The sequence below is a fragment of the Roseomonas sp. USHLN139 genome (genome assembly GCF_037145735.1).
Taxonomy (GTDB): domain Bacteria; phylum Pseudomonadota; class Alphaproteobacteria; order Acetobacterales; family Acetobacteraceae; genus Pseudoroseomonas.
In genome coordinates this window covers 278974-303447 of sequence record NZ_JBBCWY010000002.1, presented here as the reverse complement: position 1 = coordinate 303447, position 24474 = coordinate 278974, and the positions used below count along the sequence as shown (strand labels likewise).

General features: G+C 72.1%; 25 protein-coding genes. 14 read left to right on the top strand and 11 right to left on the bottom strand.

Annotated features, from left to right (window positions below; translation table 11 throughout):
- Positions 1–117: 117 nt before the first annotated feature.
- The 5 genes from WFI16_RS08680 to WFI16_RS08660 all read right to left on the bottom strand — a co-directional run bounded on the left by WFI16_RS08680 (position 118) and on the right by WFI16_RS08660 (position 3399).
- A complete protein-coding gene (locus WFI16_RS08680) occupies positions 118–456 on the bottom strand; it encodes a hypothetical protein (protein WP_419897423.1) in 339 nt (112 codons plus the stop codon).
- Complete coding sequence (locus tag WFI16_RS08675; RefSeq protein WP_419897422.1) at positions 453–1667, bottom strand: PAAR domain-containing protein; 1215 nt, start codon at positions 1665–1667, stop codon at positions 453–455. The genes WFI16_RS08680 and WFI16_RS08675 overlap by 4 nt, the downstream gene beginning before the upstream one ends.
- A 3-nt stretch (positions 1668–1670) precedes the next feature.
- Entirely contained in the window at positions 1671–2102 is a 432-nt protein-coding gene (locus WFI16_RS08670) for a DcrB-related protein (RefSeq protein WP_419897421.1), read from the bottom strand.
- A gap of 108 nt (positions 2103–2210) precedes the next feature.
- Complete coding sequence (locus WFI16_RS08665; protein ID WP_419897420.1) at positions 2211–2879, bottom strand: nitroreductase; 669 nt, start codon at positions 2877–2879, stop codon at positions 2211–2213.
- 118 nt (positions 2880–2997) lie between these two features.
- Complete coding sequence (locus WFI16_RS08660; protein WP_419897419.1) at positions 2998–3399, bottom strand: DoxX family protein; 402 nt, start codon at positions 3397–3399, stop codon at positions 2998–3000.
- A gap of 404 nt (positions 3400–3803) precedes the next feature.
- Here WFI16_RS08660 and WFI16_RS08655 point away from each other — a divergent pair, with 404 nt between their 5' ends.
- Positions 3804–5468, top strand: coding sequence for a thiamine pyrophosphate-binding protein (locus WFI16_RS08655; protein WP_419897418.1), 1665 nt, complete (start codon positions 3804–3806; stop codon positions 5466–5468).
- Between the two features lie 54 nt (positions 5469–5522).
- Here the strand turns inward: WFI16_RS08655 and WFI16_RS08650 are convergent, their stop codons facing one another.
- The gene (locus WFI16_RS08650; RefSeq protein ID WP_419897417.1) at positions 5523–6506 is read right to left on the bottom strand and encodes a Bug family tripartite tricarboxylate transporter substrate binding protein; all 984 of its coding nucleotides are present in this window, start codon (positions 6504–6506) and stop codon (positions 5523–5525) included.
- A gap of 448 nt (positions 6507–6954) precedes the next feature.
- Here WFI16_RS08650 and WFI16_RS08645 point away from each other — a divergent pair, with 448 nt between their 5' ends.
- The 3 genes from WFI16_RS08645 (at position 6955) to WFI16_RS08635 (ending at position 9756) form a co-directional block, all read left to right on the top strand.
- Entirely contained in the window at positions 6955–8553 is a 1599-nt protein-coding gene (locus WFI16_RS08645; protein ID WP_419897416.1) for an ABC transporter substrate-binding protein, read from the top strand.
- Positions 8554–8770: 217 nt separating this feature from the next.
- Positions 8771–9097 (top strand): flagellar biosynthesis regulator FlaF, encoded by a 327-nt coding sequence (locus tag WFI16_RS08640; RefSeq protein WP_419897415.1) that lies wholly within the window; start codon positions 8771–8773, stop codon positions 9095–9097.
- A gap of 98 nt (positions 9098–9195) precedes the next feature.
- A complete protein-coding gene (locus WFI16_RS08635) occupies positions 9196–9756 on the top strand; it encodes a YqhA family protein (protein ID WP_419897414.1) in 561 nt (186 codons plus the stop codon).
- A 9-nt stretch (positions 9757–9765) separates the two neighbouring features.
- Here the strand turns inward: WFI16_RS08635 and WFI16_RS08630 are convergent, their stop codons facing one another.
- On the bottom strand, positions 9766–10812 hold the full coding sequence (locus tag WFI16_RS08630; RefSeq protein WP_419897413.1) for an Ldh family oxidoreductase: 1047 nt from the start codon (positions 10810–10812) through the stop codon (positions 9766–9768).
- 127 nt (positions 10813–10939) lie between these two features.
- Here WFI16_RS08630 and WFI16_RS08625 point away from each other — a divergent pair, with 127 nt between their 5' ends.
- The 3 genes from WFI16_RS08625 to WFI16_RS08615 all read left to right on the top strand — a co-directional run bounded on the left by WFI16_RS08625 (position 10940) and on the right by WFI16_RS08615 (position 13638).
- Positions 10940–11659 (top strand): GntR family transcriptional regulator, encoded by a 720-nt coding sequence (locus WFI16_RS08625; RefSeq protein WP_419897412.1) that lies wholly within the window; start codon positions 10940–10942, stop codon positions 11657–11659.
- A complete protein-coding gene (locus WFI16_RS08620; protein ID WP_419897411.1) occupies positions 11656–12588 on the top strand; it encodes a dihydrodipicolinate synthase family protein in 933 nt (310 codons plus the stop codon). The genes WFI16_RS08625 and WFI16_RS08620 overlap by 4 nt, the downstream gene beginning before the upstream one ends.
- Positions 12589–12672: 84 nt before the next feature.
- Positions 12673–13638: a tripartite tricarboxylate transporter substrate binding protein gene (locus WFI16_RS08615; RefSeq protein ID WP_419897410.1), complete on the top strand. Its 966-nt coding sequence runs from the start codon at positions 12673–12675 to the stop codon at positions 13636–13638.
- A 15-nt stretch (positions 13639–13653) separates the two neighbouring features.
- On the opposite strand, the gene WFI16_RS08610 is transcribed toward WFI16_RS08615, so the two are convergent.
- A complete protein-coding gene (locus tag WFI16_RS08610; protein ID WP_419897409.1) occupies positions 13654–14541 on the bottom strand; it encodes a dihydrodipicolinate synthase family protein in 888 nt (295 codons plus the stop codon).
- Between the two features lie 149 nt (positions 14542–14690).
- Between WFI16_RS08610 and WFI16_RS08605 the strand changes: the two genes are divergently transcribed.
- Entirely contained in the window at positions 14691–15641 is a 951-nt protein-coding gene (locus WFI16_RS08605) for a 2-hydroxyacid dehydrogenase (RefSeq protein WP_419897408.1), read from the top strand.
- Between the two features lie 16 nt (positions 15642–15657).
- Here the strand turns inward: WFI16_RS08605 and WFI16_RS08600 are convergent, their stop codons facing one another.
- Positions 15658–16131 (bottom strand): GlcG/HbpS family heme-binding protein, encoded by a 474-nt coding sequence (locus WFI16_RS08600; protein ID WP_419897407.1) that lies wholly within the window; start codon positions 16129–16131, stop codon positions 15658–15660.
- A gap of 99 nt (positions 16132–16230) precedes the next feature.
- On the opposite strand from WFI16_RS08600, the gene WFI16_RS08595 reads away from it, so the two are divergent.
- The gene (locus tag WFI16_RS08595; RefSeq protein ID WP_419897406.1) at positions 16231–17136 is read left to right on the top strand and encodes a LysR substrate-binding domain-containing protein; all 906 of its coding nucleotides are present in this window, start codon (positions 16231–16233) and stop codon (positions 17134–17136) included.
- Here WFI16_RS08595 and WFI16_RS08590 read toward each other — a convergent pair.
- On the bottom strand, positions 17133–18116 hold the full coding sequence (locus WFI16_RS08590) for a Bug family tripartite tricarboxylate transporter substrate binding protein (RefSeq protein WP_419897405.1): 984 nt from the start codon (positions 18114–18116) through the stop codon (positions 17133–17135). The genes WFI16_RS08595 and WFI16_RS08590 overlap by 4 nt on opposite strands.
- 225 nt (positions 18117–18341) lie before the next feature.
- Between WFI16_RS08590 and WFI16_RS08585 the strand changes: the two genes are divergently transcribed.
- Positions 18342–18629, top strand: a complete 288-nt coding sequence (locus WFI16_RS08585; RefSeq protein WP_419897404.1) for a helix-turn-helix domain-containing protein — start codon at positions 18342–18344, stop codon at positions 18627–18629.
- A gap of 27 nt (positions 18630–18656) precedes the next feature.
- Here WFI16_RS08585 and WFI16_RS08580 read toward each other — a convergent pair whose 3' ends face one another.
- The gene (locus tag WFI16_RS08580; protein WP_419897403.1) at positions 18657–20066 is read right to left on the bottom strand and encodes a DEAD/DEAH box helicase; all 1410 of its coding nucleotides are present in this window, start codon (positions 20064–20066) and stop codon (positions 18657–18659) included.
- 369 nt (positions 20067–20435) lie between these two features.
- Between WFI16_RS08580 and WFI16_RS08575 the strand changes: the two genes are divergently transcribed.
- From WFI16_RS08575 to WFI16_RS08560, 4 genes are read left to right on the top strand one after another with little or no spacing between them, the layout of a single operon-like run.
- Entirely contained in the window at positions 20436–21746 is a 1311-nt protein-coding gene (locus WFI16_RS08575; RefSeq protein ID WP_419897402.1) for an LLM class flavin-dependent oxidoreductase, read from the top strand.
- A 19-nt stretch (positions 21747–21765) separates the two neighbouring features.
- The gene (locus WFI16_RS08570) at positions 21766–22812 is read left to right on the top strand and encodes an ABC transporter substrate-binding protein (RefSeq protein ID WP_419897401.1); all 1047 of its coding nucleotides are present in this window, start codon (positions 21766–21768) and stop codon (positions 22810–22812) included.
- Positions 22809–23624 (top strand): ABC transporter permease, encoded by an 816-nt coding sequence (locus tag WFI16_RS08565; protein ID WP_419897400.1) that lies wholly within the window; start codon positions 22809–22811, stop codon positions 23622–23624. Before WFI16_RS08570 ends, WFI16_RS08565 begins: the two co-directional genes overlap by 4 nt.
- The gene (locus tag WFI16_RS08560; RefSeq protein WP_419897399.1) at positions 23621–24394 is read left to right on the top strand and encodes an ABC transporter permease; all 774 of its coding nucleotides are present in this window, start codon (positions 23621–23623) and stop codon (positions 24392–24394) included. The genes WFI16_RS08565 and WFI16_RS08560 overlap by 4 nt, the downstream gene beginning before the upstream one ends.
- Positions 24395–24474 lie beyond the last annotated feature (80 nt).

Below are 24474 nucleotides of genomic sequence, written 5' to 3'. Positions count from 1 at the left end.
AATTCGGCGATCCAGGCAAGGCGATCATCGCCAACATTGTCGTGAACGCGGCGCAACGTCTTGCTTCAGCGCAGGTTGCCCTTCGCCTTCATTTTATTTCCGCAAGGGAATTCAAGGTCAGGCGGCGGCCGGGGCCTGGAAGGCGATGGCCGGCAGCAGCCGCGGCGCGGCGCCGGCGGGCACCACCTCGACCTCGGTCTCGATCTCGAAATCATCGGGCATGTAGGCGGCGACCTCGCTTTCCACCGCCTGGATGGCGTCGACCGCCTCCTCCGAGGGGGCGCGCGAGAAATGCGCCTTCAGCAGGGCGCGCCGGCTGCCCGGCACCACGGCGCAGGAATAGGCCAGCAGGTCCCCGGGCGGATATTCCAGGGCATGCTCGGCCGACCAGCGGAGCTCCTCCTGCCACTTGCGCCAGGCATTCGGATCTTCGCCGGGCCGTTCGGTGCCGCTCATTCAACCCATCCCTCCGGGCGCGCGGGGACGATATGCGCGCCGTCCTTGCCGTAGTGGATCATGCCGCGCGTCGTATCCGCCTCGCGCCCGTCGGCGTGGCGGTAGATGCCCAGCGGCTTGTCGCCGGTGTCGATGCGCTCCTTCGAGCCCGGCTCGCCGACCGGGATCTTGCCGACCTGTTGGCCCTTGCCGGCATGGGTGTCCAGCACCTCCTGCGGATCGGCGGTGATGGTGCCGCGCTTCGGGTCGGTCTGCTGGCCCTCGATATGCCGCCCCTGCTTCGGGCTGACCGTCACCGGCTTCTGCGGGCCGGAGCCGGCGGCGGCGGGCGGCGGCTCCGGCGCCGGGGGCGGCTTCGGCGGCGGCGCGGGCGGCGGGGCTTCCGGCGCGGCGGGCGGCAGTTCGGGCGTCGCGCCGGGCTTCGGCGCGGCCAGGCCGCGGCCGGCCGCACTCCCCAGCATGCCGCCGCCCAGGCCGCCCAGCGCGCCGCCGCTCACCTCGCCGATGCGGGCGCCGAGCTCAGGCGCGCCGAACTCCGCGCCGATGGCACCGCCCACCGCGCCGCCGGCCTTGCCCAACACGGCGCTACCCAGCAGCCCGCCGCCGAGGCCGCCCAGCGCCGGGCCGATGCCCACCGCCAGCGCCGCGCCGCCGGTGGCCACCACGGTGCCGACCACGGCGACCCCGATCAGCGTGTTGCGCAGCCAGGGCGGGATCTCGTCGGCGATCTCCAGCCCCGGCGCGGTGGTGGCGGCGCCGCCGATGATCACCGTGTCGCAGCCGCCGGCGATGCTGGCGCCGCAGAGCAGCTTGTCGCCCTTGCGCGCCGCCATGCAGCCATTGACGAAGACGCTGGGGCTGCCCTGGGCGATCAGCGGCGTGCCGTGGAAGCCGGCGATGCCGGCGCAGGGCGAGATGTCGCGCGTGGCGCGCGCCTGCGGCAGCCCGCCGGTGAAGACGTCGAAGGCGCCGGTCATGATGGCGCCGCTGGGCGGGCCCGGGATCAGCTCGCCGATATAGGCGCCGGCCAGCCCGCCGCCGGCGCCGGAGGCGGCGATGCCCGCGCCGATCGCCACCGCCGCGACGCCGCCGGTGCCGACGATGGCCACAGCCGCCGCGGCGATGACCACGCCGGCCACCACCCCCGCCAGCAGCCCGGCCATGGCGCTGCTGTGGGCGATCGGGTCGGTCAGCCGGGCGGCTTCAGGCATGGCTCAGCCGGCGGGAAAGCGCAGGCTGGCGAACATCTTGGTGAATGTCTCCTCGACCGCCGCGAAGTCCGACTGCAGCGCCGAGGCGACGATGGAAAAGACCTTGTCATCGGGCAGCAGCAGGATGACCTGGCGCTGCTGCAGCAGGCCTTCGGCGCTGTGCCAGGTGAACATCATGTCGATGCCCGCATGCTGCTGCAGCGTCACGGCGCTGCGGCGCAGCAGCTGGAAATCCTGCAGGCGGCGGGCGAGCTCGACCAGCGTGCGGTCGGCGTAATCGGCCGCGCTGCGGGCGCCGCCGCCGCTGTCGCGGGTCACCACGAAATTCGGCAGCACCCGCCAGGAACCCGGCGGCGCGGCGAAGGCGGTGATGCTGCGGTCGGTCCAGTCCGACGGATAGGCCAGCTGCAGGTCGCCGGACTGATGCACGGGCACGGGGCGCTCATCCCTCTTCCATCTGCCGCCTCTTCTAGGCGGCCGGCGAGAAACGGCCGAGAGCCCGGCCGATCAGCTTACGGTGAGGGTCACGTCAGGCCCGAGCGGTCATCCGTCGTGAAAGGTCACGAAGTCCATCACCGCCTCCCGCGCCGAGACCAGGCGGTTGGCGGGCTCTGCCGGATCGGCCCAGCCCAGCGCCATGCCGCAGACGATGGTCTCCTGCGCCGGGATGCCGAGCTCGCGGCGCAGGATGGCCGGGTAGCTGGCGATGGCGGCCTGCGGGCAGGTGTCGAGCCCCTCGGCGCGGGCGGCGATCATGATGGTCTGCAGGAACATGCCGTAGTCGAGCCAGCTGCCCTGCTCGAGATCGTCATCGATGGTGAAGACCAGCCCGACCGGGGCGCCGAAGAAGTCGAAGTTGCGGCCCTGCTGGCGCAGGCCGCCTTCGCGGTCGCCGCGCGCCACCCCGGCCAGCTCGTAGAGCTGCCAGCCGACCTGGCGGCGGCGGGCGAGATAGGGCTCGCGCCAGCGGGTCGGGTAGTATTCGTATTCGCGCTGCGCCGGCTCGCCGGCCGCATGCGCCGCGCCCAGCGCCGCCTTCAGCCGGGCCAGCGGCGCGCTCGTCACCGCATGCAGCTTCCAGGGCTGGATGTTGCTGCCAGAGGGCGCCCGCGCGGCCAGCGCCAGGATGGCCTCCAGCGTCTCGCGCGGCACCGGCCTGGGTAGGAAGCCGCGGATGCTGCGGCGCGAGGCGATGGCCTCCGCCGCGCTCATCGTTGCTGCTGGCGGCGCTGCCATGCCGGACCCCTCCTTTGGCTTCTACCGGCAGGCTGGGGCCACGGCCTGCCGCGCGTCAACCGGCGCGGCCCGGCGCCGCGCCGCGGGCCGCCGCTCAGGGCCGGGCGGCAGCCTTGGACCCGTTCCAGGACCCGCCGCCGGCGACGACGAAATACAGGAACAGGAAGCAGTAGAGGACCGCCGCGTCGCCGCCATTGTTGACGGGGAAGAAGCTGCGCGGCGCATGCGCCCAGAAATAGGCCACCGCCATGGTGCCCGACATGAGGAAGGCGGCGGGGCGGACGAAGACGCCGACCAGCAGCAGCAGGCCGCCGACCAGCTCGATGATCCCGGCGAACCAGGGCAGCGACATCGGCGCCGGCCCGTTGCCGCTGGGGAAGGCCGGGAAGCCCAGCAGCTTCTGCGTGCCATGGGCGAGGAAGAGCAGCGCGGTGACGATGCGCAGCACCATCAGGGCGCGGGCCGGCCAGACGCTGCCGGGCGAGAAGAAGTCCATGGGAGAGCCTCCGCTGGGGGTTCGATGCCGGCCGAGTGCCGGCGTCAGCTTAAGGTCATCTTAAGGAAACCTGCCCGAGGAAACCCCTCCGACGGCGCCGGCATTGCCAGGGCCGGATGACAAAGCCGCCAGGGAGGGACCATCCATGACCCCGCTTGCCGCCATCGCCGCCCTGGCCCTGCTGCTGGCCGCCTGCACGCCGGCGCCGCGGGTCGGCGAATCCGCCGCCCCGTCGCGCCCCACCGAGCACTCGGGACCGGCGGCCACCACCTCTCCACGCGCCCCGGCCCCTAGGACGCGTCGACGACAGCCCCGCGGCATTGCCCCCCGGACCGGCCGGGCTGACACCCTGGCGCGGCCATGCTCCACTGCCGCCCAAGAACCAAGGGGAGGCAGCAAGGGCCATGAGCGGCAGCTACACGGTGGGCGACCTGGTGGCGGAATTCCTGGCGCGCATCGGCGTGCAGGACTGCTTCGGCATCGTCTCGGTGCACAACATCCCGATGCTGGATGCCATCGGCCGGCGCAACGCCATCCGCTACGTCATGGCGCGCAACGAGATGGGGGCGGCGCATATGGCCGACGCCTATGCGCGGGTCGCCAACGCGCTCGGCGTGGTGTTCAGCTCGACCGGGCCCGGCGCGGCCAATGCGGTGGGCGGGCTGGTCGAGGCCCGCTTCGGCGGCAGCCCGGTGCTGCACATCACCGGCCAGACCGCCACCCGCTTCGCCGGCCGCGACATGGGGCCGGTGCATGACGTGCCGGGCCAGAGCGCCATGCTGGCCGCTGTCTGCAAGGCGCAGTTCCGCCTGCCCAACGCCGAAGCGGCGCTGGGCTTCCTGACCCGTGCCGCCACCCTGGCGCTGACCCCGCCACGGGGGCCGGTGACACTGGAAATCCCGATCGACCTGCAGCGCGCCACCATCCCGCGCCCGCCCGAGCTCGACAGCCTGACCCTGCCGATCCCCGCCCCCCTGGAGCCCGATGCCGCCGCGCTCGACGCCCTGGCCGAGCTGCTGGCGAAGGCACGTCGGCCGATGCTCTGGCTCGGCAACGGCGCCAAGGCGGCGGGGGCCGGGGCGCGGGCGCTGCTCGATCTCGGCTTCGGCGTGGTCAGCTCCTGGAACGGCCGCGGCACCGTGCCCGAGGACCATCCGATGAGCTTCGGCGCGCTGCACGGCAATGGCGCGCCGCGCATCGAGGCCTTCTACCAATCCGTCGACGCCATGCTGGTGGTGGGCTCGCGCCTGCGCGGGCACGAGACGCTCGACTTCACGCTGAAGCTGCCCAGGCCGCTCTACCAGATCGACGTCGATCCGGCGGCGCAGAGCCGCAGCTACGTCACCGACTTCTTCCTCAATGCCGATGCGGAGCGCGCCCTGCAGGGCCTGGCGCGGCGCCTGCAGGGCCGGCTTGCCATCGATCCCGGCTATGCCCGGGACTTCGGCGAGACGAAGCGGCAGGCCATCGCCGAGTACCGGGAGACGCTCGGCCCCTATGCCGGCTTCCCCGAGGCGGTGCGCGCCGCCCTGCCCCGCGACGCGCTCTGGGTGCGCGACATCACGCTCAACAACAGCAGCTGGGGCAACCGGATCATGCCGGTGCAGGGCCCGCATGACGCGGTGCATCCGGTCGGCGCCGCCATCGGCCCCGGCCTGCCCTTCGGCATCGGTGCGGCACTGGCCGGGCGCGGCCGCAAGGCGGTGGCCATGGTCGGCGATGGCGGCTTCGCCATGAACATGGCCGAGCTCTTCACCGCGGCGCAAGAGCAGCTCGAGCTCGTGGTGCTGCTGATGAACGATCGCGGCTATGGCGTCATCAAGCATATCCAGGGCGCGCTGCAGGAAGGGCGGATGTTCTTCGGCGACCTGCACGGGCCGGATTTCCAGCAGCTGGCCCGCCTGGCCGGGATGCCCGCCTTCAAGGTCTCCAGCGCCGCCGACCTCGAGGCGACACTCCGGAAGGCCTGCGAGACGCCGGGGCCTTCGCTCGTCGAGGTCGACATGCAGGCCATCGGGCCCTTTCCGCCCTACGCGCCGTACAACAACCTCGGGATCTACAAGAAGTAAGCAAGGCTGGAGGGAGAAGGAATTCTCCCTCCAGACCTCCCTCATCTTTTTCTGTCAATCGGCCCTGATCCCGGCTTCGACCGAGATCTTCTGCCAGCGCTCGCTGTCCGCCGTCACCCAGCGCGCCAGGTCCTCGGTCGGCACCGCCAGGGGATCGACGAAGGCCCGCTGCAGCCGCTCGGTCGTCTGCGGCGTCCGCGTCGCCAGCAGCGCCTTCTGCAGGGCGGCGAAGATCGGGGCGGGCGTGCGCACCGGCACGAACAGCCCGAACCAGATGCCGAGGTCGTAATCCTTCACCCCCGCCTCGCGCAGCGTCGGCACCTCCGGCAGCGCCGAGGCCCGCCGCGCCGTCGTGACACCCAGCGGCCGCAGCGCGCCGGCGCGGATATGCGCCGTCGAGGTCGCCGTGGTGTCGAAGCAGAAATCGACATCATTCGCCAGCATCGCCGCCACCAGCGGCGAGGAGCCGCGATAGGGCACATGCGTCGCCTCGACCCCCGCCGCCTTCAGGAACACCACCGCCGAGAGATGCGAGGAGCTGCCATTGCCGACCGAGCCATAGACCAGCGGCTTCGACCGCGCCTCGGCGACGAATTCCGCCAGGGTCGTCGCCGCCATCCGCTTCGGCGCGACCGAGAGGACATTGGCGACCTCGCCGATCGTCGCCAGGCAGGCGAAGTCGCGCGCGGCATCGACCCCGGAGCTCTTGTACATCACCGGATTGACGCCGAACATCGCGGTGGTGCCGAACAGGATGGTGTGGCCATCGGCCTCGGCCTGCAGCGCCGCCTGGGTGCCAATATTGCCGCCCGCCCCGGCGCGGTTCTCCACCACCACCGACTGGCCGAGCTCCTGGCCCAGCGGCTCGGCGACGATGCGGCCGACGATGTCGTTCACGCCGCCCGGCGGATAGGTCACGATCAGCCGCACCGGCCGGCTCGGCTTCCAGGCTTCCGCCCGCAGCAGCGCCGGCCGGGCCAGCAGCCCCGTGGCCAGCGCGCCGCCGCCGAGCGCCAGCGCCTCTCGTCTGATGATCATGATGGTCTCCGTCCGTTTCCTGCCCAGCCGGTCTGCGCCGGCCATGCGCCGAGCTTAGACCCTGCCGACCGTGGCGACCAAGGCCATGCGCCGCCGGGCGCATCGCGGAGCGGGACAGAGTCTTCCGCAGCGGGATCGTGGTTTTCGCGAAGAACTTTTTTTCGCCGTCCCATTAGCCGGCTACCGTCGATCCCGCCGGCCTCCATCGGGCCGGCAGGCGCGGCCTCCGACAGGAAAAATCCATCGGATCAGGTATTTGGCACGGCGTTCCCGGGTCAGGCGCGAAGGGCGGGCGCCCCGTGGTCCTGGCAGGGCGCACCCGCGACGCGCGCCGCTTCCTGTGGCATAGTGCCGCCAGCACGGCGGGACGCGGCGACCCCGCGCCCTGCCCCACCTCCCCGCCGGCTCCTCCGGGGCCGGGATAACGCCCAGATGAGGATCCCAGACCATGGCCTCCCGTCGTTCCTTCCTGGCCGGCGCCGCCGCGCTCTCCACCGCGCCGCTGCTGCCCTCGGCCCCCGCCATCGCCCAGGGCAGCGCAGCGCACACGCTGCGCTTCATCCCCCAGGCCGACGTGACCGTGCTGGACCCGCTGAGCACCACCTCCTATGCGGTGCGCAACCACGGCCATCTGTGCTGGGACACGCTCTACGGCCTCGACATCAACTTCCGCCCGCAGCCGCAGCTGGCCGAGGGCCATGTCGTCGAGGATGACGGCAAGCGCTGGACCTTCACGCTGCGCGAGGGCCCGACCTTCCATGACGGCGAGAAGATCCGCGCCCAGGATGCCGTCGCCTCGATCAAGCGCTGGATGACGCGCGACACGCATGGCCAGACCCTGGCGGCGCGTCTCGACGAGATCGCCGTGCTGGACGACCGCCGCTTCGTGCTGCGGCTGAAGAAGCCCTTCGGCGCCATGCTCGACGCGCTGGGCAAGTCCTCCTCCTACCCCTGCTTCATCTATCCGGAGCGCTTCGCCAACACCCCGGCGACCACCCCGCTGAAGGAGGTGGTGGGCAGCGGCCCCTACCGCTTCGTCGCCAATGAATGGCAGTCGGGCAGCCAGGTCATCTACCAGAAGTACGACCGCTACGTGCCGACGCCGGTCGGCACCCCCGCCGTCACCGCCGGCCCGAAGATCGCCGGCTTCGAGCGGCTGGAATGGCGCATCATCATGGACCCGGCCACCGCCGGCGCCGCGCTGCAGTCCGGCGAGGTCGACTGGTGGGAGCGCGTCGCCCCCGACCTGCGCGACATCCTCGGCCGCCGCCGCGACGTGGTGGTCGACCGGGTCGAGACCAATGGCACCGTCGCCATGCTGCGTCCCAACCACCTGACGGCGCCGTTCAACGACCCGGCGGTGCGCCGCGCCATCTGGCCGGCCCTGGTGCAGTCCGACTTCATGAACTCGATCTTCAGCGATCGCAGCCTGTGGAAGGACGGCGTCGGCGCCTTCCCGCTCGGCACCAGCTTCGCCAGCGACGAGGGCATGGCCGCCATCACCGGTCCGCGCAACCTGGATGCGGCGAAGAAGGCGCTGGCTGCCACCGGCAAGGCCGGCGCCCGCACCGTCGTGCTGCACCCGGGCGACCAGATCAACAACAGCGCGCTGACCACCGTCGCCACCGACATGCTGAAGAAGGTCGGGCTGGCGGCCGAGGACGCCGTCTCCGACTGGGGCACCATGCTGCAGCGCCGCGCCAAGAAGGAGCCGCTGGAGCAGGGCGGCTGGAGCGCCGTCGTCGTGCTGTTCGGCGGCGAGGACCTGGCCAATCCCGGCGGCCATCCGCTGCTGCGCACCAATGGCCAGGATGCCTGGTTCGGCTGGCCGAGCAGCCCGGAGATCGAGGGCCTGCGCGACGCCTGGTTCGAGGCGCCGAATGTCGAGGCGCAGAAGGAGATCTGCCGCAAGATCCAGGCGAAGTTCTTCGAGGAAGTGCCCTACTACCCGCTCGGCCAGTACTTCGTCGACAGCGCCTATCGCCGCAACCTGAAGGTCGAGCGCCGCGGCCTGTCGCTGGCGCTGAACGCCCGCCGCGAGGGGTGATCGCGGTCGGGGGGAGCCTCGGCTTCCCCCGCTCCGTGCTGCCCGGCAGGAGGGTCCTACCCGACCGCCTGCCGGTGCCCGCGGCCGCCGGGGCTCCGGTCTCGGCGCCCGCATGAAATCTGCGTGGAGGCACCGCGTTTACCTCCACGAAAGGAAGCTCCCGCAATAGTGAGGCCACGCCGGAGACGGCGCCGCATCACCGAAGCAGGACGCCCCCATGACGCTTTCCGCCCTCGCCACCGCCGCCGCCACCACCGCCCGCGCCCAGGAGGCCGCCGCCGTCGAGAAGGTGCTGGGCCTGCTGCAGGCGGCGCATCATGGCGAGGCGGCCCGGGCGCAGGCGCTGCGCATGAATGACCGGCTGTGGCACGCCATCCTGCAGGCGGTCGGCCAGCCCGCCAGCCCGCTCGCCCTGCCGATGCGCCAGGGCCTGGCCGCGCTGGGCGCCGCCGTGCTGCGCGAGCAGGCCCGCCCGCAGCCCAATCTGGACCTGCTGGTCGCCATCAACCAGCGCATCCTGGCCGGGCTCGCCGCCCGGCATTGAGGCCCGCCGGGGCCGCGGATGGAACCAAGGCGGGGCTCGAGCATTGCCGTCTCGCCCCACCACGGCACGGCACCGGGGCACAGCGCGGGACCCCGGACATGCTCACCCTGATCGACAAGGCCATGCTGGCCAGCCGCCACATCCTGACGGTCTTCTTCCTGGGGCTGGTCGTGGCCCTCGGCCTCTACGCGCTGCGTTTCGTCACCAAGCTCTGGGAGTTCTCCCAGAAGCTGTTCCAGATGCAGGAGAATGACGACCTGCTCGAGCTGCTGCACATGGCGGATTCCGCCCTGGTGGCCTCGATGGTCGCGATGATCGCCATCTCCTCCTATGACAGCCTGGTCTCGCGGCTGAAGGAGCATGCGGCGGCCGAGCGGATGCACTGGGTGGGCGGGCTCGACACCGGCGACCTGAAGCTCAAGCTGGCCACCAGCATCGTCGCCATCTCCTCCATCCAGCTGCTGCAGATGTTCCTGCGCCCCGGCCGCTATGACAGCGCCGAGACCATGTGGGCGCTGGCAATCTATGGCAGCTTCCTGCTCGGCGCCCTGACGCTGGGCCTGCTGGAGCGGATCGGCGGCGGCAAGGAGACCACCGGCGCCGGGCCGCAGGAGGTGAACGGCCCGGACCCCAAGGAGACCGGGCAGGAGCGCGAATAGCCGGCCCGCTTAGGGCAGCAGCAGGAAGGGCGCGCCGCTGTCGCGGCAGACCTGGCGCACCTCCTCGATCAGCGTCGGCGTCATCGGGATGCCGGAGACGCTGCGCTCGGCGAAGGCGGCATATTCCGGGTCGCCCGGCACCAGCACCTTCTGCGCCGGATCGGCCGGCGTGGTCGCCCGCATGCGGTCGGTCAGCGCATCCAGCTCCGCCCGGAAATCGGCGGCGTCGCGGAAGGCCCCCGGATCGAGCACCAGGAAGAAATGGCCGGTGATGCGGTCCTCGGCCGAGGCGCCGGTCAGCGTCGCGCAGAGGATCTCCACCATCAGCGCCAGGCCATAGCCCTTGTGGCCGCCGAGCGTCCGGTTGCCGCCCAGCGGCGCCAGCAACCTGGTCTCCGCGGCCACGGCGGAATCATGCTCCGGCGTGCCCTCGGCGGTCAGCGCCCAGCCTTCCGGCAAGCGCTTCCCCGCCCGCCGCGCGATCGAGACCTTGCCATAGGCCACGGTCGTCGTCGCCATGTCGAGCGAGACCGGCGGATGCCGCTCGCCCGGCGCCGAGAAGGCGATCGGGTTGGTGCCAAGCTGTGGCTGCCGCCCGAAGACCGGCACCAGGAAGGGGGTGAAGGCATTGGTCAGCGACAGGCCGATCAGCCCCGCCTGCGCCGCCATCTGCGCGTAATAGCCGGCCGCCCCGTAATGGTTGGAGCCGCAGACCCCGACCACGCCGACGCCGGTGTCCTTCGCCTTGGCGATGGCCAGCCGCATCGCCATCAGCGCCGCGGTATGGCCGATGCTGTGATGCGCATCGACCAGCGCGGTCGAGGGCCGCTCCTGGCGGATCGTCGGCACCGCCTTGGGGTCGAGCTCGCCGCTGGCGAAGAAGCGCTGGTAGTGCGGCAGCATGCCGATGCCATGCGAATCGACGCCGCGCAGGTCGGTGTCGACCATCACCTCGGCGGCCTCTTCGGCGGCCTGCAGCGGCATGCCCCATTGCGTGAAGACGGCGACGATCTGGCGGCGCAGCAGCGGCGCGGCGACCAGCGGCAGGCTGTCCATGGCGCGGACCCTTCTCTTCCCGGATTTCCCTCCCCCCTTCATCGGCCCGCAGCGCGAACCTGTCCATGCCACCCATGCTGCCATCTGCTATTGCAGTTCCCGGCCGGCCACTGCTATGGCAGGGGCCATGTCCAGCGCGCCCGCCCTCGCCGCCTTCGCCTCCGACGAGCTGCTCTCCATCGCCGACCGGGCCTATCGGCGGCTGCGGGATGCCATCGTCGACGGGTCGCTGGCCGGCGGGTCGCGGGTTTCGGAACGCTCGCTCGCGCTGCAGCTCGGCATTTCCGCCCAGCCGGTGCGCGAGGCGCTGCGCCGGCTGGAAGCCGAGGGCATGGTCGTCACCAGCCCGCGCCGCGGTACCCTGGTCGCCGAATTCGGCCCGGAGCGGCTGGCGGAAATGGGGCTGGTGCGGATCGCCCTTGAAGGTGCCGCCGCCGCGCTGGCCGCCCGCCGCGCCACGCCGACGGAGGTCGCGGCGCTCCGCCAGCAGCTGCGGGAAATGGCCCCGGCGACGGCGGCGCGCGACATCGCCGCGCTGACCGCCGCCAATGAGCGGTTCCACGACCTGATCAACGCCATCGCCGGCAACAGCCTGGTGGTGCGCTCGCTGCAGGCGATCCGTGCCTATGACCATTTCGGCCGGCTGCGCGCGCTGCGCAGCTCGCCGCAGGAGCCGGCGGTCGCGCTGCGCGAGCATGCCGGCATCGTCGCCGCCATCCGCCGCGGCGCCCCGAAGCAGGCGGAGGCGCGGATGCGCGCCCATGTCGAACGATCCCTGGTCGCCAGCGGCATCCTCCGCGCCGACGGCACCGGCGATCCCATCACGCCAGAGGAAACGACACCATGACCACCGCGATCGATCCCGCGCTGAGAAAGGCCCTGGGCGGCATTTCCGGCATCCTGGTCACGCCCTTCAACGCCGACGAGAGCCTGGCGCTGCCGAAGCTGAAGCCGGTGGTGGACCGCGCGGTGCAGGCCGGCGTCCATGTGCTGGTCGCCAACGGCAATACCAGCGAGTTCTACGGCATGACCACGGCCGAGGCCGAGGCCGCCGTGCACGCCGCCGCCGAGCAGGTGGCAGGCCGGGTGCCGCTGCTGGCCGGCGTCGGCCGCAGCATCAACGACGCGGTGGCGCTCGCCCGCGCCTCGCGCGCCGCCGGCGCCAGCGCGCTGATGGTGCACCAGCCGCCCGATCCCTTCGTCAGCCCGCGCGGCGTCATTTCCTATGTCCAGCGCATCGCGGAAGCCGGCCAGGGGCTGCCCGTCGTGCTCTATCTGCGCGACGACGGCATCGGCAACGACAACATCATCGCCCTGTGCCAGATCCCCGGCGTTGTCGGGGTGAAGTGGGCGGCGCCGACGCCGCTGCGGCTGGGGGAGATCATCCGAGCGACGCGCGGCAGCGGCATCGCCTGGATCGGCGGGCTGGCCGAGACCTGGGCGCCGCCCTTCTATGCCGTCGGCGCCCGCGGCTATACCTCCGGCCTGATCAATGTCTGGCCGGAGCACAGCGTCGCCATCCACACCGCGCTGGAGGCCGGCGACTATCCGCGCGCCGCGCAGCTGATCGAGACCATGTCGGCCTTCGAGGCGCTGCGCGCCGAGGAGCGCAACGGCACCAATGTCTCGGTGGTCAAGGCGGCGCTGCAGATGCTGGGCGATGATTGCGGCCCGACCCGGCCGCCCTCCGCCTGGCCGCTGACGCCGAAGGCCGAGGCCGAGCTGCGCCGCCGCCTGACCGAATGGGGCCTGATCCGCGCCGCCGCCGCCGACTAGTTCTGTCAGCTTGCCGGGCGGCTGGTGGCCGCCCGGCGCGTTTCGCCTTGCCTGCCAAGAACCAAGAATCACGGGAAGAACACGATGGAAAGCATCACCCGCCGCGCGGCGCTCGCCGCGCCCCTGGCGCTGGCCGCCCTGTCCGGCGCGCGCGCCCAGGCCGCCTGGCCCAGCGCCTCGGTCCGCATCATCGTCCCCTATTCGCCGGGCGGCGCCTCCGACATCGCCGCGCGGCTGCTGGGCGAGCGGCTGACCCCGCTCTGGGGCCAGTCGGTGGTGGTGGAAAACCGCACCGGCGCCAATGGCATCATCGGCACCGACGTGGTGGCGAAGGCGGCCCCGGACGGGCTGAACCTGGCCTTCGTCTCGGTCAACCACGCGGTCAACGCGGCGCTCTACACCACGCCCTTCGACACGCTGAAGGACTTCTCCGTCCTGACGCAGATCTATTCGGTGCCGCTGGTGCTGGTGGCGGCGCCTGACTTCCAGGCCAATACGGTGGCCGAGCTGATGCAGATGGTGAAGGCCAAGCCCGGCGAGATCACCTTCGCCGGCACCGGCGGCGCCGTGCATCTGGCGGCCGAGATGTTCGCGCACCGGGCCGGGGCGGCGATGACCCAGGTGCCCTATCGCGGCAGCACCGCCGCCCATCCCGACCTGATGGCGCGCCGCGTCGACGTCATGTTCGACACCCTGCCGGCGGTGCTCGGCCATGTGCAGGGCGGCAAGCTGAAGGCCATCGCCATCACCAGCGCCGAACGCTCCCCCGTGCTGCCCAACCTGCCGACCGTGGCCGAAGCCGGCCTGCCCGGCTTCGAGGCGGCGACCTGGGGCGCCATCATCGGCCCGGCCCGCCTGCCGCCGGCGATCGCCGCCAAGATCTCGGCCGATGCCAATGCCCAGCTGCAGGTGCCGGCGATGCGCGAGCGGCTGCTGGCGCTGGGCGCGACGCCGGTCGGCACCAATCCGGAGACGGCGCAGACCTTCGTCCGCGAGGAGGTCGCCAAGTGGCAGGCCGTCGTCACCCAGGCCGGCATCCAGAAGCAGTAGTCACGTCCGCTGCCGTCACGAAAGGCCGGCGGCCCGCAGCGCCGCCGCCACCTCCTGGCGTGCCGCCTCGCCCAGCGGCAGGACCGGCCGCAGCGGCGCCCGGTCGGTGATGCCGAGGATCTCCGCCGCCGCATAGACGCAGCGCAGGCTGGTGTGGCGGCGGAACACCGCCCAGAGCGGCTGCAGCCGCTCATCCGCCTGGCGCGCCTCGGCCGCGCGGCCTTCCTTCGCGGCGCGGGTGATCGCCAGGCAGGCATCGGGAAACAGCCCGCCGGCGACGCTGTACCAGGCCGCGGCGCCGGCCAGCAGCGCCTCGGTGGCGTGCCAGTCGCCGCTGACGCCGACGGAGAAATCCTCGGGCACATCCGCCTTCAGCGTCGCCAGATGCGCCGCCACCGCCTCGGCCGCCGGCGCCAGCCCCTTCACCGCCACCACCTGCGGCAGCCGCGCCAGCCGCGCCACCAGCGCGGGGCTGAAGCTGAAATGCGTGGTGCCGGGATTGTCGTAGATCACCAGCGGCAGGTCGCTCGCCGCCGCCACCGCCTCGAAATGCGCGAAGACCTCGTCGTCCAGCAGCGGGGTATAGGAGACCGGGGCCAGCAGCCCGGCGCTGGCGCCGGCGGCGAAGGCGTCACGGGCCAGCGCCACCGCCTCGTCGGTGCGCAGCGCGCCGATGCCGGCCAGCACCGGGATCGCGCCGGCACTGGCCACCGCCTGCTCGATCGCGCCGCGCCGCTCGGCCCGCGACAGATAGGGGTAGGAGCCGGTGCTGCCCAGCAGCCCGATGGAATCGACCCCGGCCGCCACCAGCCGCTGCAGCAGCCGGCCGAGCCCTGCCTGGTCGACACGCCCCGCCGCATCGGCCGGGGTGATGGGGAAGGCGGAAAGTCCCTGGAGCAGCATGGCGATCCTCATCCGGCCGGGCTGGCGATGGGAAGTGGCATAGCATGAACTTCCGATTCCCGACAGAATTCTGGTCCAGTTTCGCTTGCTTGAAGCCCGGCCCCGGTCATGCTGCATTGCAACACCGTCCTGCCGCGAGAATGCCGCCGATGAAGCCCGTGATCCTGACCGCCATGGCGCCGCCCGCCCGCCTGCTAGAGATGCTGGCGCCGCATGCCACCATCCTGCCGCCGCTGGCCGCCCCGGTGCCCGAGGCCCTGCCGCCGGAGGGGCGCGACGCCCGGGTGCTGATCACCCTCGGCGGCATCCGGACCAGCGCGGCGCTGATCGAGGCGCTGCCCCAGCTCGGGCTGATCTGCTGCTACGGCACCGGCTATGAGAATGTCGATCGCGCCGCCGCCGCCGCCCGCGGCATCAAGGTGACGCATGCCGCCGATGCCAATGCCGCCGCGGTCGCCGAATTCGCCATGGGCCTGGCGCTGGCCGCCACCCGCGACATCCTGCGCGGCGATGCCTGGCTGCGCGCCGGCCACTGGCAGGACAAGGCGGTCGACCGCCTGCCGCTGGCCCGCGGCCTGCTGGGCCGCCGCATGGGGATCTTCGGGCTCGGCGCGATCGGGCGGGAGATCGCCAGCCGGGCGCGGGCCTTCGGGATGGAGGTTGCCTATCACAACCGCCGGCCGCGCGCGGACCTGCCCTACACCTATATCGACAGCCTGCAGGGCCTGGCCGGGTGGTCGGATGTGCTGATGGTCGCCGTCCGCGCCAGCGCCCAGACCGAGCATGCCATCGGCACCGAGGTGCTGGAGGCGCTCGGCCCCGAAGGCGTGCTGGTCAATATCTCCCGCGGCAGCGTCGTCGACGAGGCGGCGCTGATCGCGGCGCTGGACGGACAGAAAATCGCCGGCGCGGCGCTGGATGTCTTCGAGCACGAGCCGAAGATCCCTGCCCGCCTCATGGAATTTCCGAATGTGGTGCTGACGCCGCATATCGCGGCGCTGGCGGTGACCGCGCAGCACGCGCAGCAGCAGCTCGTGGCCGACAACATCCTGGCTTTCCTCGCCGGCCGGCCGCTGCTGTCGGAAGTGCCGGCGCCGTAGCGCCGGCGCAGCCACCCTACTTCGGCGCGGCGGCGAGACCGGCCTGGGCGATCGCCTCGTCATGCTGCGGCGTGTCGGCCGAGACGCCGATGCCGCCGACCACCTGCCCGCCCACCGTGATCGGCAGCCCGCCGCGCATCGGCGTGAAGCCGCGCGCGGTGATGACGGCCGGGCGGTTGCCGTTGATGGCATCCTCCAGCACGCCGGTCGGGCGGCGGAACAGCGCGGCGGTGCGCGCCTTGCCCGGCGCCAGCTCGACGCCCGCCGGCACCATCGCCTGGTCCATGCGCAGCAGCAGCAGCGGCAGCCCGGCATCGTCGGTGATGGCGATCACCGCCGGCCAGCCCTCGGCCCGCGCCTTGGCCTCGGCGGCGGCGGCGATGCCGCGCGCGGCCTCCAGCGTCAGATAGGGTTTTTGGGGCAGGTCGGCGGCGAAGGCGGTGGTGCTGGCGAAGGCCAGGGCGGCGCCGAGCGCGATGCGCTTGATCATGAGGGACATACTCCGGCAGAGGATTGCGGCCCTGAAACTGGGGAGCGCGGCCGCAATGGTCCATTGCCGGGAAGCGGTGAAACAATTAGGCAGCACCTCATGAAGCCCGGTATCGAGCTGCGCCACCTGCGCTACTTCCTGGCGCTCGCCGAGGCGCTGCACTTCACCCGCGCCGCCGCGCGGCTCGGCATCGCGCCGCCCACCCTCTCGGTGCAGATCCGCGAGCTGGAAGCCTTCCTCTCCGCCGAACTCTTCAGGCGGGCGCAGCGCAGCGTGCGGCTGACCCCGGCCGGCGAGGCGTTCCGCGCCGAGGCGCAGGCGACGGTGGAGCAGTTCGAACGGACGGAGAGCGTCGGCCGCCGTGCCGGCCGCGGCGAGCTCGGCCGGATCGAGCTCGGCTATGTCGGCTCCGCCGCCTATGGCGGGGTGCTGCAGGATCAGGTGGCCCGCTTCCGCGCCGACCACCCGGCCGTCGAGCTGATCTGCCGCGAGCATCCGATGGAGGCGATGCCGCGGATGCTCGACGAGGGCCGGCTCGACATCGCCTTCATCCGCCCGCCGCTGCCGCTGCCGCCCGGGCTGCGCAGCCATGTCCTGCTGCGCGACTTCTTCTGTCTGGCCCTGCCGGAGGCGCATCCGCTGGCCGCCGGCGACGGCGCGGTCGCCGCGCGCGCTTTGGCCAAGGAAGACTTCCTCCTCCCCGAACAGGCGCTGGGCACCGAGGCGGTGGGCCGCCGCGGCCGCTTCGTCCCGCGCATCCTGGGCCGGCCGGGCAGCCTGATGGAGGTGCTGACTGCGGTCTCGCTCGGCCACGGCCTGGCGGTGGTGCCCAGCGTGCTGGTCGCGGTGGTGCGCCTGCCGGGCATCCGCTTCCGCGCGCTGGGGGGCGCCGCGATCGCCTCCGAGATCGCCGCCGCCTTCCGCCGCCATGAACGCTCGCCGGCGGCCCGCCTGCTGATCCGCCAGATCGCCGGGACGCCGGAGCGGCAGGCCGCGCCGCTCTAGTTCGGGACGATCCCGGCCGAACGCACCAGCGGCTCCCACTTCGCCATCTCGGCCTGCAGCCACTGCGCCGCCGTCTCCGGCGTGGTGTCGCTGCGCGGCTCCATGGTCATCTCGTCGACCCGGCGGCGCATCCGCTCGTCGCCCATCACCTTGTTCACCGCCTGGTTCAGCCGGCGGATGACGGGGGCCGGGGTGCCCGCCGGCGCGAAGACCATGTGCCAGGTATAGGCCTCGTAGTTCGGCAGGCCGGATTCTTGGAAGGTCGGCACCTCGGGCAGCTGCGGCATCCGCTTGGCCGAGCTGATCGCCAGGCCGCGCGTCGCCCCGCGCTGCACGCTGGCCACGCCGTCGGAAGCGACGTTCAGCATCATCGAGAGATTGCCGTTCAGCAGGTCCGGCATCGCCGGCGCGGAGCCGCGATAGGGCACGTGGTTGACCTTCAGCCCGCCCGCCTGGTGCAGGAACAGCTCGGTCGCCAGGTGCACGGCGCCGCCATTGCCGGAGCTGCCATAATTGTACTTGCCGGGATCGCGCTGGAACATCTGCACCAGCTCGCGCAGGTTCTCCGCCGGCACCTCCTTGTTGACCATCAGCAGCATCGGGATGACGCCGACCAGGGCCACCGGCTGGAAGTCGCGCACGGGGTCGAAGCTGAGATTGGCAAACAGCGGCCGCAGCACCGAATGCGCCACCGTGCTGTAGAGGAAGGTGCTGCCATCCTTCGGCGCCTTGGCCACCGCCTCGGTGCCGACGACGACGCCGGAACCGGTGCGGTTCTCGACGATGAAGCGCTGGCTGAGCTCGGCCGACAGGGCATCGGCGACCAGCCGGGCCATGACGTCGGTCGGGCCGCCGGCGGCGAAGGGACAGATCAGCCGGACCGGGCCGCTGGGCCAGGCCTCCTGGGCGCGGACGGCGGCGGGCAGCAGCGGGGCCGCGGCGGCGGCGCCGAGCAGGCTGCGACGATGGATCAGGGACATGCGCTTCCTCCCGATGCTTGCTGCATCTTGCGAAGAAGTGTTCCATCGCTGCCGGCTCGGAACAACCCCTTACCGAAACAGACGATAACGTGCATTGTGGCGAGCGACTTCAACCCTGAAGCGCGCAACCCATCGCATTTCTGTGTGCCGCATGCCGCTTGCCGCCTGCCGGGCCCTTACCAATGTCCACCGCCCCACCAGGCGGGAACCGCGATGACGTCCAGCGTGACAAGGCTGCCTGACCCGCGGCACCGGGGCGCGCCGCCCGCCGGGCAGCCCCTGCCCCCCCGCAGCACCGGCGAGGCGGGGCTGCCGGAGCCCCGCTTCACCGCCGCCCTGATCGGCCGGCTGCGTCGCCGCCTGGGCCTGACGCAGGCGGGCTTCGCCGAGCGCTACAGCATCTCCCCGCAGCTGCTGCGGCGCTGGGAAAATGCCGAGCTCTGGCCCGACGGCCAGGCCCTGGCCTATCTGCGGGCGATCGCCCGCGAGCCCGCGGCACGGCGCCGGGAATAGTCCCCCGGGCCGCCTGCGGGCGGCTGCTCAGCGCGCGCGCGACGGCGGGCGCGGGCCGCCGCGGCCGCCGCCACCGCCCGGCGGCGGGCCGCGCCGCAGGTCGCGGCCACGGTTCGCGTTGGGCCCGGCGCCGGCATGGCTGCCACCGCCGCCGGCGCGCTGCGGCGCCCGGTCACCACGCCCCTGCTGGCCGTGGCCCTGCCCCTGGCCCGAGCGCTGGCCGCCGCCATGCGGCGGGCGCGGGCCGCGATGGCCGCCGCCACCCAGCTTCGGCGCCGGCTTGGTCGAGTTCGCCGCCGCCTCGGAATGCCAGGGATGGCTGCTGAAGACGGTGATCGGCTTGCCGATCTCCTTCTCGATGTCGCGCAGCCAGGCGCGCTGATCCTCGTCGCAGAGCGAGATCGCCCAGCCGTCGCGCCCGGCGCGCGCGGTGCGGCCGATGCGGTGGACGTAGCTGGCCGGCTCGTTCGGCAGGTCAAAGTTGAAGACATGGGTCACTTCGTCGACATCGATGCCGCGCGCGGCGATGTCGGTGGCCACCAGCACCTTGACCTCGCCGGAGCGGAAGCCGTTCAGCGCCGCCTCACGCCGGGCCTGCGATTTATTGCCATGGATAGCCGCCGCGACCACCCCCGCCTCGTTCAGCGAGTCGGCGACCTTGTTGGCCTCGTGCTTCATCAGGGTGAAGACGATGGCCTGGCCCACGCTCGGCTGGCCGACCAGGTGCAGCAGCACGTTCTTCTTCTCGGCGGCTTCGACGAACATCACCGTCTGGCGGATGCGCTGCACCGTGGTGCTGGGCGGCGCCACCTCGACCCGTTCGGGGTTGCGCAGCAGCGAGCCCGCCAGCTGCGCCACGCTCGCCGGCATGGTGGCCGAGAACATGATGGTCTGGCGGTCGGTCGGCAGCATGGCGACGATGCGGCGGATGTCGCGCACGAAGCCCATGTCGAGCATGCGGTCAGCCTCGTCCAGCACCAGCACCTCGACCTGCGACAGGTCGCAGAGGCCCTGGTTGCAGAGGTCAAGCAGCCGGCCGGGGGCGGCCACCAGCACGTCGACGCCGCGGCGCAGCGCATCGGCCTGGCGGCCCTGGCCGACGCCGCCGAAGATGACGGTCTTCGACAGGTTCAGGTGGCGGCCATAGCTGGTGAAGCTGTCGCCGATCTGCGTCGCCAGCTCGCGCGTCGGCGCCAGCACCAGCACGCGGGCGCCGAGGCGCGGCGCCGGGCGCTTGTCCTGCATCAGCCGGTGCATGATCGGCAGGGCGAAGGCGGCGGTCTTGCCGGTGCCGGTCTGCGCCAGGCCGACCAGGTCGCGCCCCTGCATCAGATGCGGCAGGGCGGCGGCCTGGATCGGGGTCGGCGTGGTGTAGCCTTCCTCGGTCAAAGCGCGCTGGATGGGCTCGGCCAGGCCGAAGCCCGTGAAATCGGTCATACGTGAAAGATCCGGATGGGCGCCTGGGGCGCCGAAAGGGAAGCCGCGCCTGCGCCCGGCCAGAAAGAAGGACGGCCCCGGCATGGAAATGCCCCGGCCGCCGAGCTCGATGATTGCAGAGGACGCGCTTCCCTGGGGTCCCACCCGCGCCGGGGACCTGATCCATGGGCACCGCCGGCAGGGAGAGCCCCCGGCGGCGGACGCAGCGCGCGCGGAGCGCTGTCGGCGCCTCCTTACAACCAAGCGGGGGCCGCGGTCAAAGCTTCTGCGTCCGTAACGGCGGCGCAACCGGTCCGGTCCGGGCATGGCCCTGCCCCGCGCCGCTGTTCTATAGCTGCCGCCAGGCGGCAACAGAGGGGCGCGGCGGCGATGCAAGCAGGACGGCAGATGCGGCTGGTGGCCTATCTGAAGACCGGCCCGACCGCGCTGCATGTCGGCGGCTGGCGCCATCCGGAGGCGACGCTGGACGACATCCTGTCGCCGCAGCGCTACCAGCAGATCGCCGTGCTGCTGGAGCAGGCCTGCTTCGACGCCTGCTTCTTCGCCGATCTCTTCGGCCTCTACGACCTGCATGGCGGCAGCTATGACGCCTATCTGCGCCGCGGCGGGCAGATCAGCTTCCTCGACCCCACCGTGGTGCTGCCGGTGATGGCGGCGGCGACCCGGCATATCGGGCTGGGCGCCACGCTCTCGACCAGCTTCCACACCGCCTACCACCTGGCGCGTTGGCTGGGCTCGCTCGACGCCATGAGCGGCGGCCGCGTCGCCTGGAACGTGGTGACCTCGGCCACCGACCTCGAGGCGCAGAATGCCGGGCTCGACGCCCTGCCGCCGCGCGAGCAGCGCTATGACCGCGCCGACGAGGTGCTGGAAGCCTGCTGCGCGCTGTGGGAGGGCTGGGACCCCGACGCCCTGGTGCTGGACAAGGCGGCCGGCATACTGGCCGACCCCGCCAAGGTCCGCTACGCGCATTACCAGGGCCAGTGGGTGAAGACGCGCGGGCCGCTGTCGATCCCGCGCAGCCCGCAGGGGCGGCCGGTGATCATGCAGGCCGGCAGCAGCGACCGCGGCCGCGACTTCGCCGCCCGCTGGGCCGAGCTGATCTTCACCACCCAGCGCGACCCCGCCGACATGCGCGCCTTCCGCGACGACATCCATGCCCGCATGGCCGCGCGCGGCCGCGCGCCCGCCGACTGCGCCATCCTGCCCGGCATCTCGGTGGTGCTGGGCGAGACCGAGAGCATCGCCCGCGAGCGCGCCGACTACCTGAACAGCCTGATCGATCCGGAGCTGAACCTCGCCGCCTCCTCCTCCAGCCTGGGCGCCGACCTGACCAGGCTGCAGGAGGGCGGCAGCCTGGAGGCGCTGCAGGGCCACCAGGGGATGCAGGGCACCCGCGACGTGCTGGAGCAGGCGATGAAGGCGGAGGGGCTGACGCTGCGCGAGGCCGCCCAGCGGCGCAACACCGGGCGCGAGATCGTCGGCACCGCCGCCCAGGTCGCCGACCGGCTGGAGGCGATCTTCACCAGCGGCGCCTGCGACGGCTTCGTCCTGGCGCCCACCATGTTCCCTGGCATGTTCGAGCAGTTCTGCCGCTCGGTGGTGCCGGAGCTGCAGCGGCGCGGGCTGTTCCGCACCCGCTATCCCGGCACCACGCTGCGTGACACGCTGCGCGGCTGACCGCCCGAAGGAGAGCGCGATGACCGAGATCCCCCGCCGCCGGCTGCTCGCCGCCGCGGCCGGCCTGCCGATCGCCGGCGCCGCCCGGGCGCAGCCCGCCGCGCTGCGCGGCACCAGGCTGGTTTTCGCCAGCTGGGGCGGCGCCTATCAGGAGGCGCAGCGCCGCGCCTATTGCGATCCCTTCGCCGCAGAGACCGGCGCGCGGGTGGTGCAGGACGGGCCGATGAACGCGGCGCGGCTGCGCACCATGATCGAGGGCGGCGCGCCGGACTGGGACGTCGCCGACGTCACGCTGGACTTCCTCTATGCCGGCGCCAAGGACAACCTCTTCGAGCCAATCGACAGGGCCATCGTCGACACCAGCCGGATCGATCCGAAATTCGTGCACGAATTCGGCGTCGGCTGCATCGTTTGGTCCTACAACCTGGCCTGGAACACGCAGACCTTCCCGGGCGCCCGGGCGCCGAAGAGCTGGGCCGATCTCTTCGACCTGCAGCGCTTCCCCGGCAAGCGCTGCCTGCTCGACAATGCGGTGGCCAATTTCGAGGTGGCGCTGCTGGCCGATGGGGTGGCGCCCGAGGCGCTGTATCCGCTCGACATCGACCGCGCGCTGCGCAAGCTGGACAGCATCCGCGCCCAGACCATCTTCTGGTCGACCAACAGCCAGGCGCAGCAGCTGTTCGTCGACGAGGAGGTCGGGCTCGGCCTGATCCTCAACGGCCGCGCCCATGACGCGGCGAAGAAGGGCGCGCCGATCGCCATCGGCTGGGCGCAGAACATCCAGTCGGTCGACTATCTGGTGGTGCCGCGCGGCGCGAAGCAGAAGGCGGCGGCGATGCGGCTGATCGACACCATGACGCGGGCCGAGAACCAGGCGAAGCTGGCCAACATGATCGCCTATTCGCCGACCAACCCGCAGGCCTTCGCCGCCATCGAGCCGGCGATCCTGCCCTGGCTCTGCACGGCGCCGGAGAATGCGCGGCAGGGCTTCGTGGTCAATGCCGAATATTGGCGCGACCACCAGCGCGCCGCCCTGGAACGCTGGACCGCCTGGAAGCTGAAGTGACGGCGCGACGCCTCGGCCCCTGGCTGCTGCTGGCCCCGGCGCTCCTCGCGCTGTTCTTCGCCTTCGCCCTGCCGGTGGGCATGCTGCTGTCGCGTGCCTTCACCGAGCCGGGCAGCTTCGCCACGCTGTGGGAACGGCCGGTCTATCTGCAGGTGCTGGGCAACACGCTGCTGATCAGCGCCGTCGCCACGCCGATCGCCCTGCTGCTCGGCTTCCCCGTGGCGCATGCCATGGCGCATGGCAGCGCCCGGCTGCGGCGGCTGATGCTCTTCCTGGTGCTGCTGCCCTTCTGGACCAGCCTGCTGGTGCGCAGCTTCGCCAGCATCATCCTGCTGCAGCGGCGCGGCCCGGTGAATGCCCTGCTGCTGAACCTCGGCCTCATCGAGGCGCCGCTGCCGCTGCTGCACAACCTGGCCGGGCTGATGTTCGGCGCGATCCAGCTGCTGCTGCCCTTCGTCATCCTGCCGCTCTATGCCGTGATGCGCCGGATCGAGCCCGGCTACATGCGCGCCGCCATCAGCCTGGGTGCGGCGCCGGCGCAGGCCTTCCGGCGCGTCTACCTGCCGCTCTGCCTGCCCGGGGTGATGACCGGCGGCGCCCTCGTCTTCATTGCCATGCTCGGCTATTTCGTCACGCCCGCGCTGCTCGGCGGGCCACGCCAGACCATGGTGGCGCAGCTGATCCAGGAGCAGGTGGCGCAGTTCGGCCAGTGGGGCCTGGCCGGCGCCCTGTCGCTGCTGCTGCTCGCCGCCGTCTTCCTGCTGCTCGGCCTCGCCTGGCGGCTCTCGGCGGCGCGGAGCATCGCCCCGTGACGCTCTGGCGCTGCCTGCGCGGCGTGGTCTGCGCCCTGGTCGGCCTCTACCTGCTGGCGCCGCTGCTGGTGGTGCTGGTCATCTCCTTCAGCGCCGGCGCCTTCCTGCGCTTCCCGCCGCCCGGCCTGTCGCTGCAATGGTACCGCAATCTCCTGGCCGACCCGGCCTGGCTGGACGCGCTGGCGGTCAGCCTGCAGGTGCTGCTGCCCACCGGCCTGATCGCCACCGCGCTGGGGACGGCGGCGGCGCTCGCCCTGGTGCGCGGCAGGATCCGCGGCGCGCCCCTGCTCACCGCCTTCCTGCTGGCGCCGCTGGTGGTGCCGGGCGTGATCACCGCGGCCGGGCTGTTCCTGCTGTTCCGCCTGCTGGGGCTGGAGGGCACGCTGACCGGGCTGGTCATCGGCCATGTCGTGCTGACCCTGCCCTATGTCCTCGCCACGGTCGGCGCGGCGCTGCGGGTGATGGATCCGGCGCTGGAACGCGCCGCCGCCGGGCTCGGCGCCGCGCCCTGGACCGCCTTCCGGCGGATCACCCTGCCGCTGCTGGCGCCGGCGCTGGCCTCCAGCCTGCTCTTCGCCATGGTGCTGTCCTTCGACGAGCTCATGGTCGCGCTGTTCAACGGCTCGGCGACGCTGCGCACGGTACCGGTGCAGATGTGGTCGAACCTGCGCGGCGACTTCGATCCCACCATCGCCGCGATCGCCGCGCTCTGCTTCCTGGCGGCGCTGCTCGCCCTGCTGGCCGAGGCGCTGCTGCGCCGGCACCGCTAGCGGGCGCGCCGGAGAAGGCGCAGCCGTGATCTCTGCTGCACAGCGCGTCTCGAGCGCAGCGGGGCAAGGCTGCATGCAAA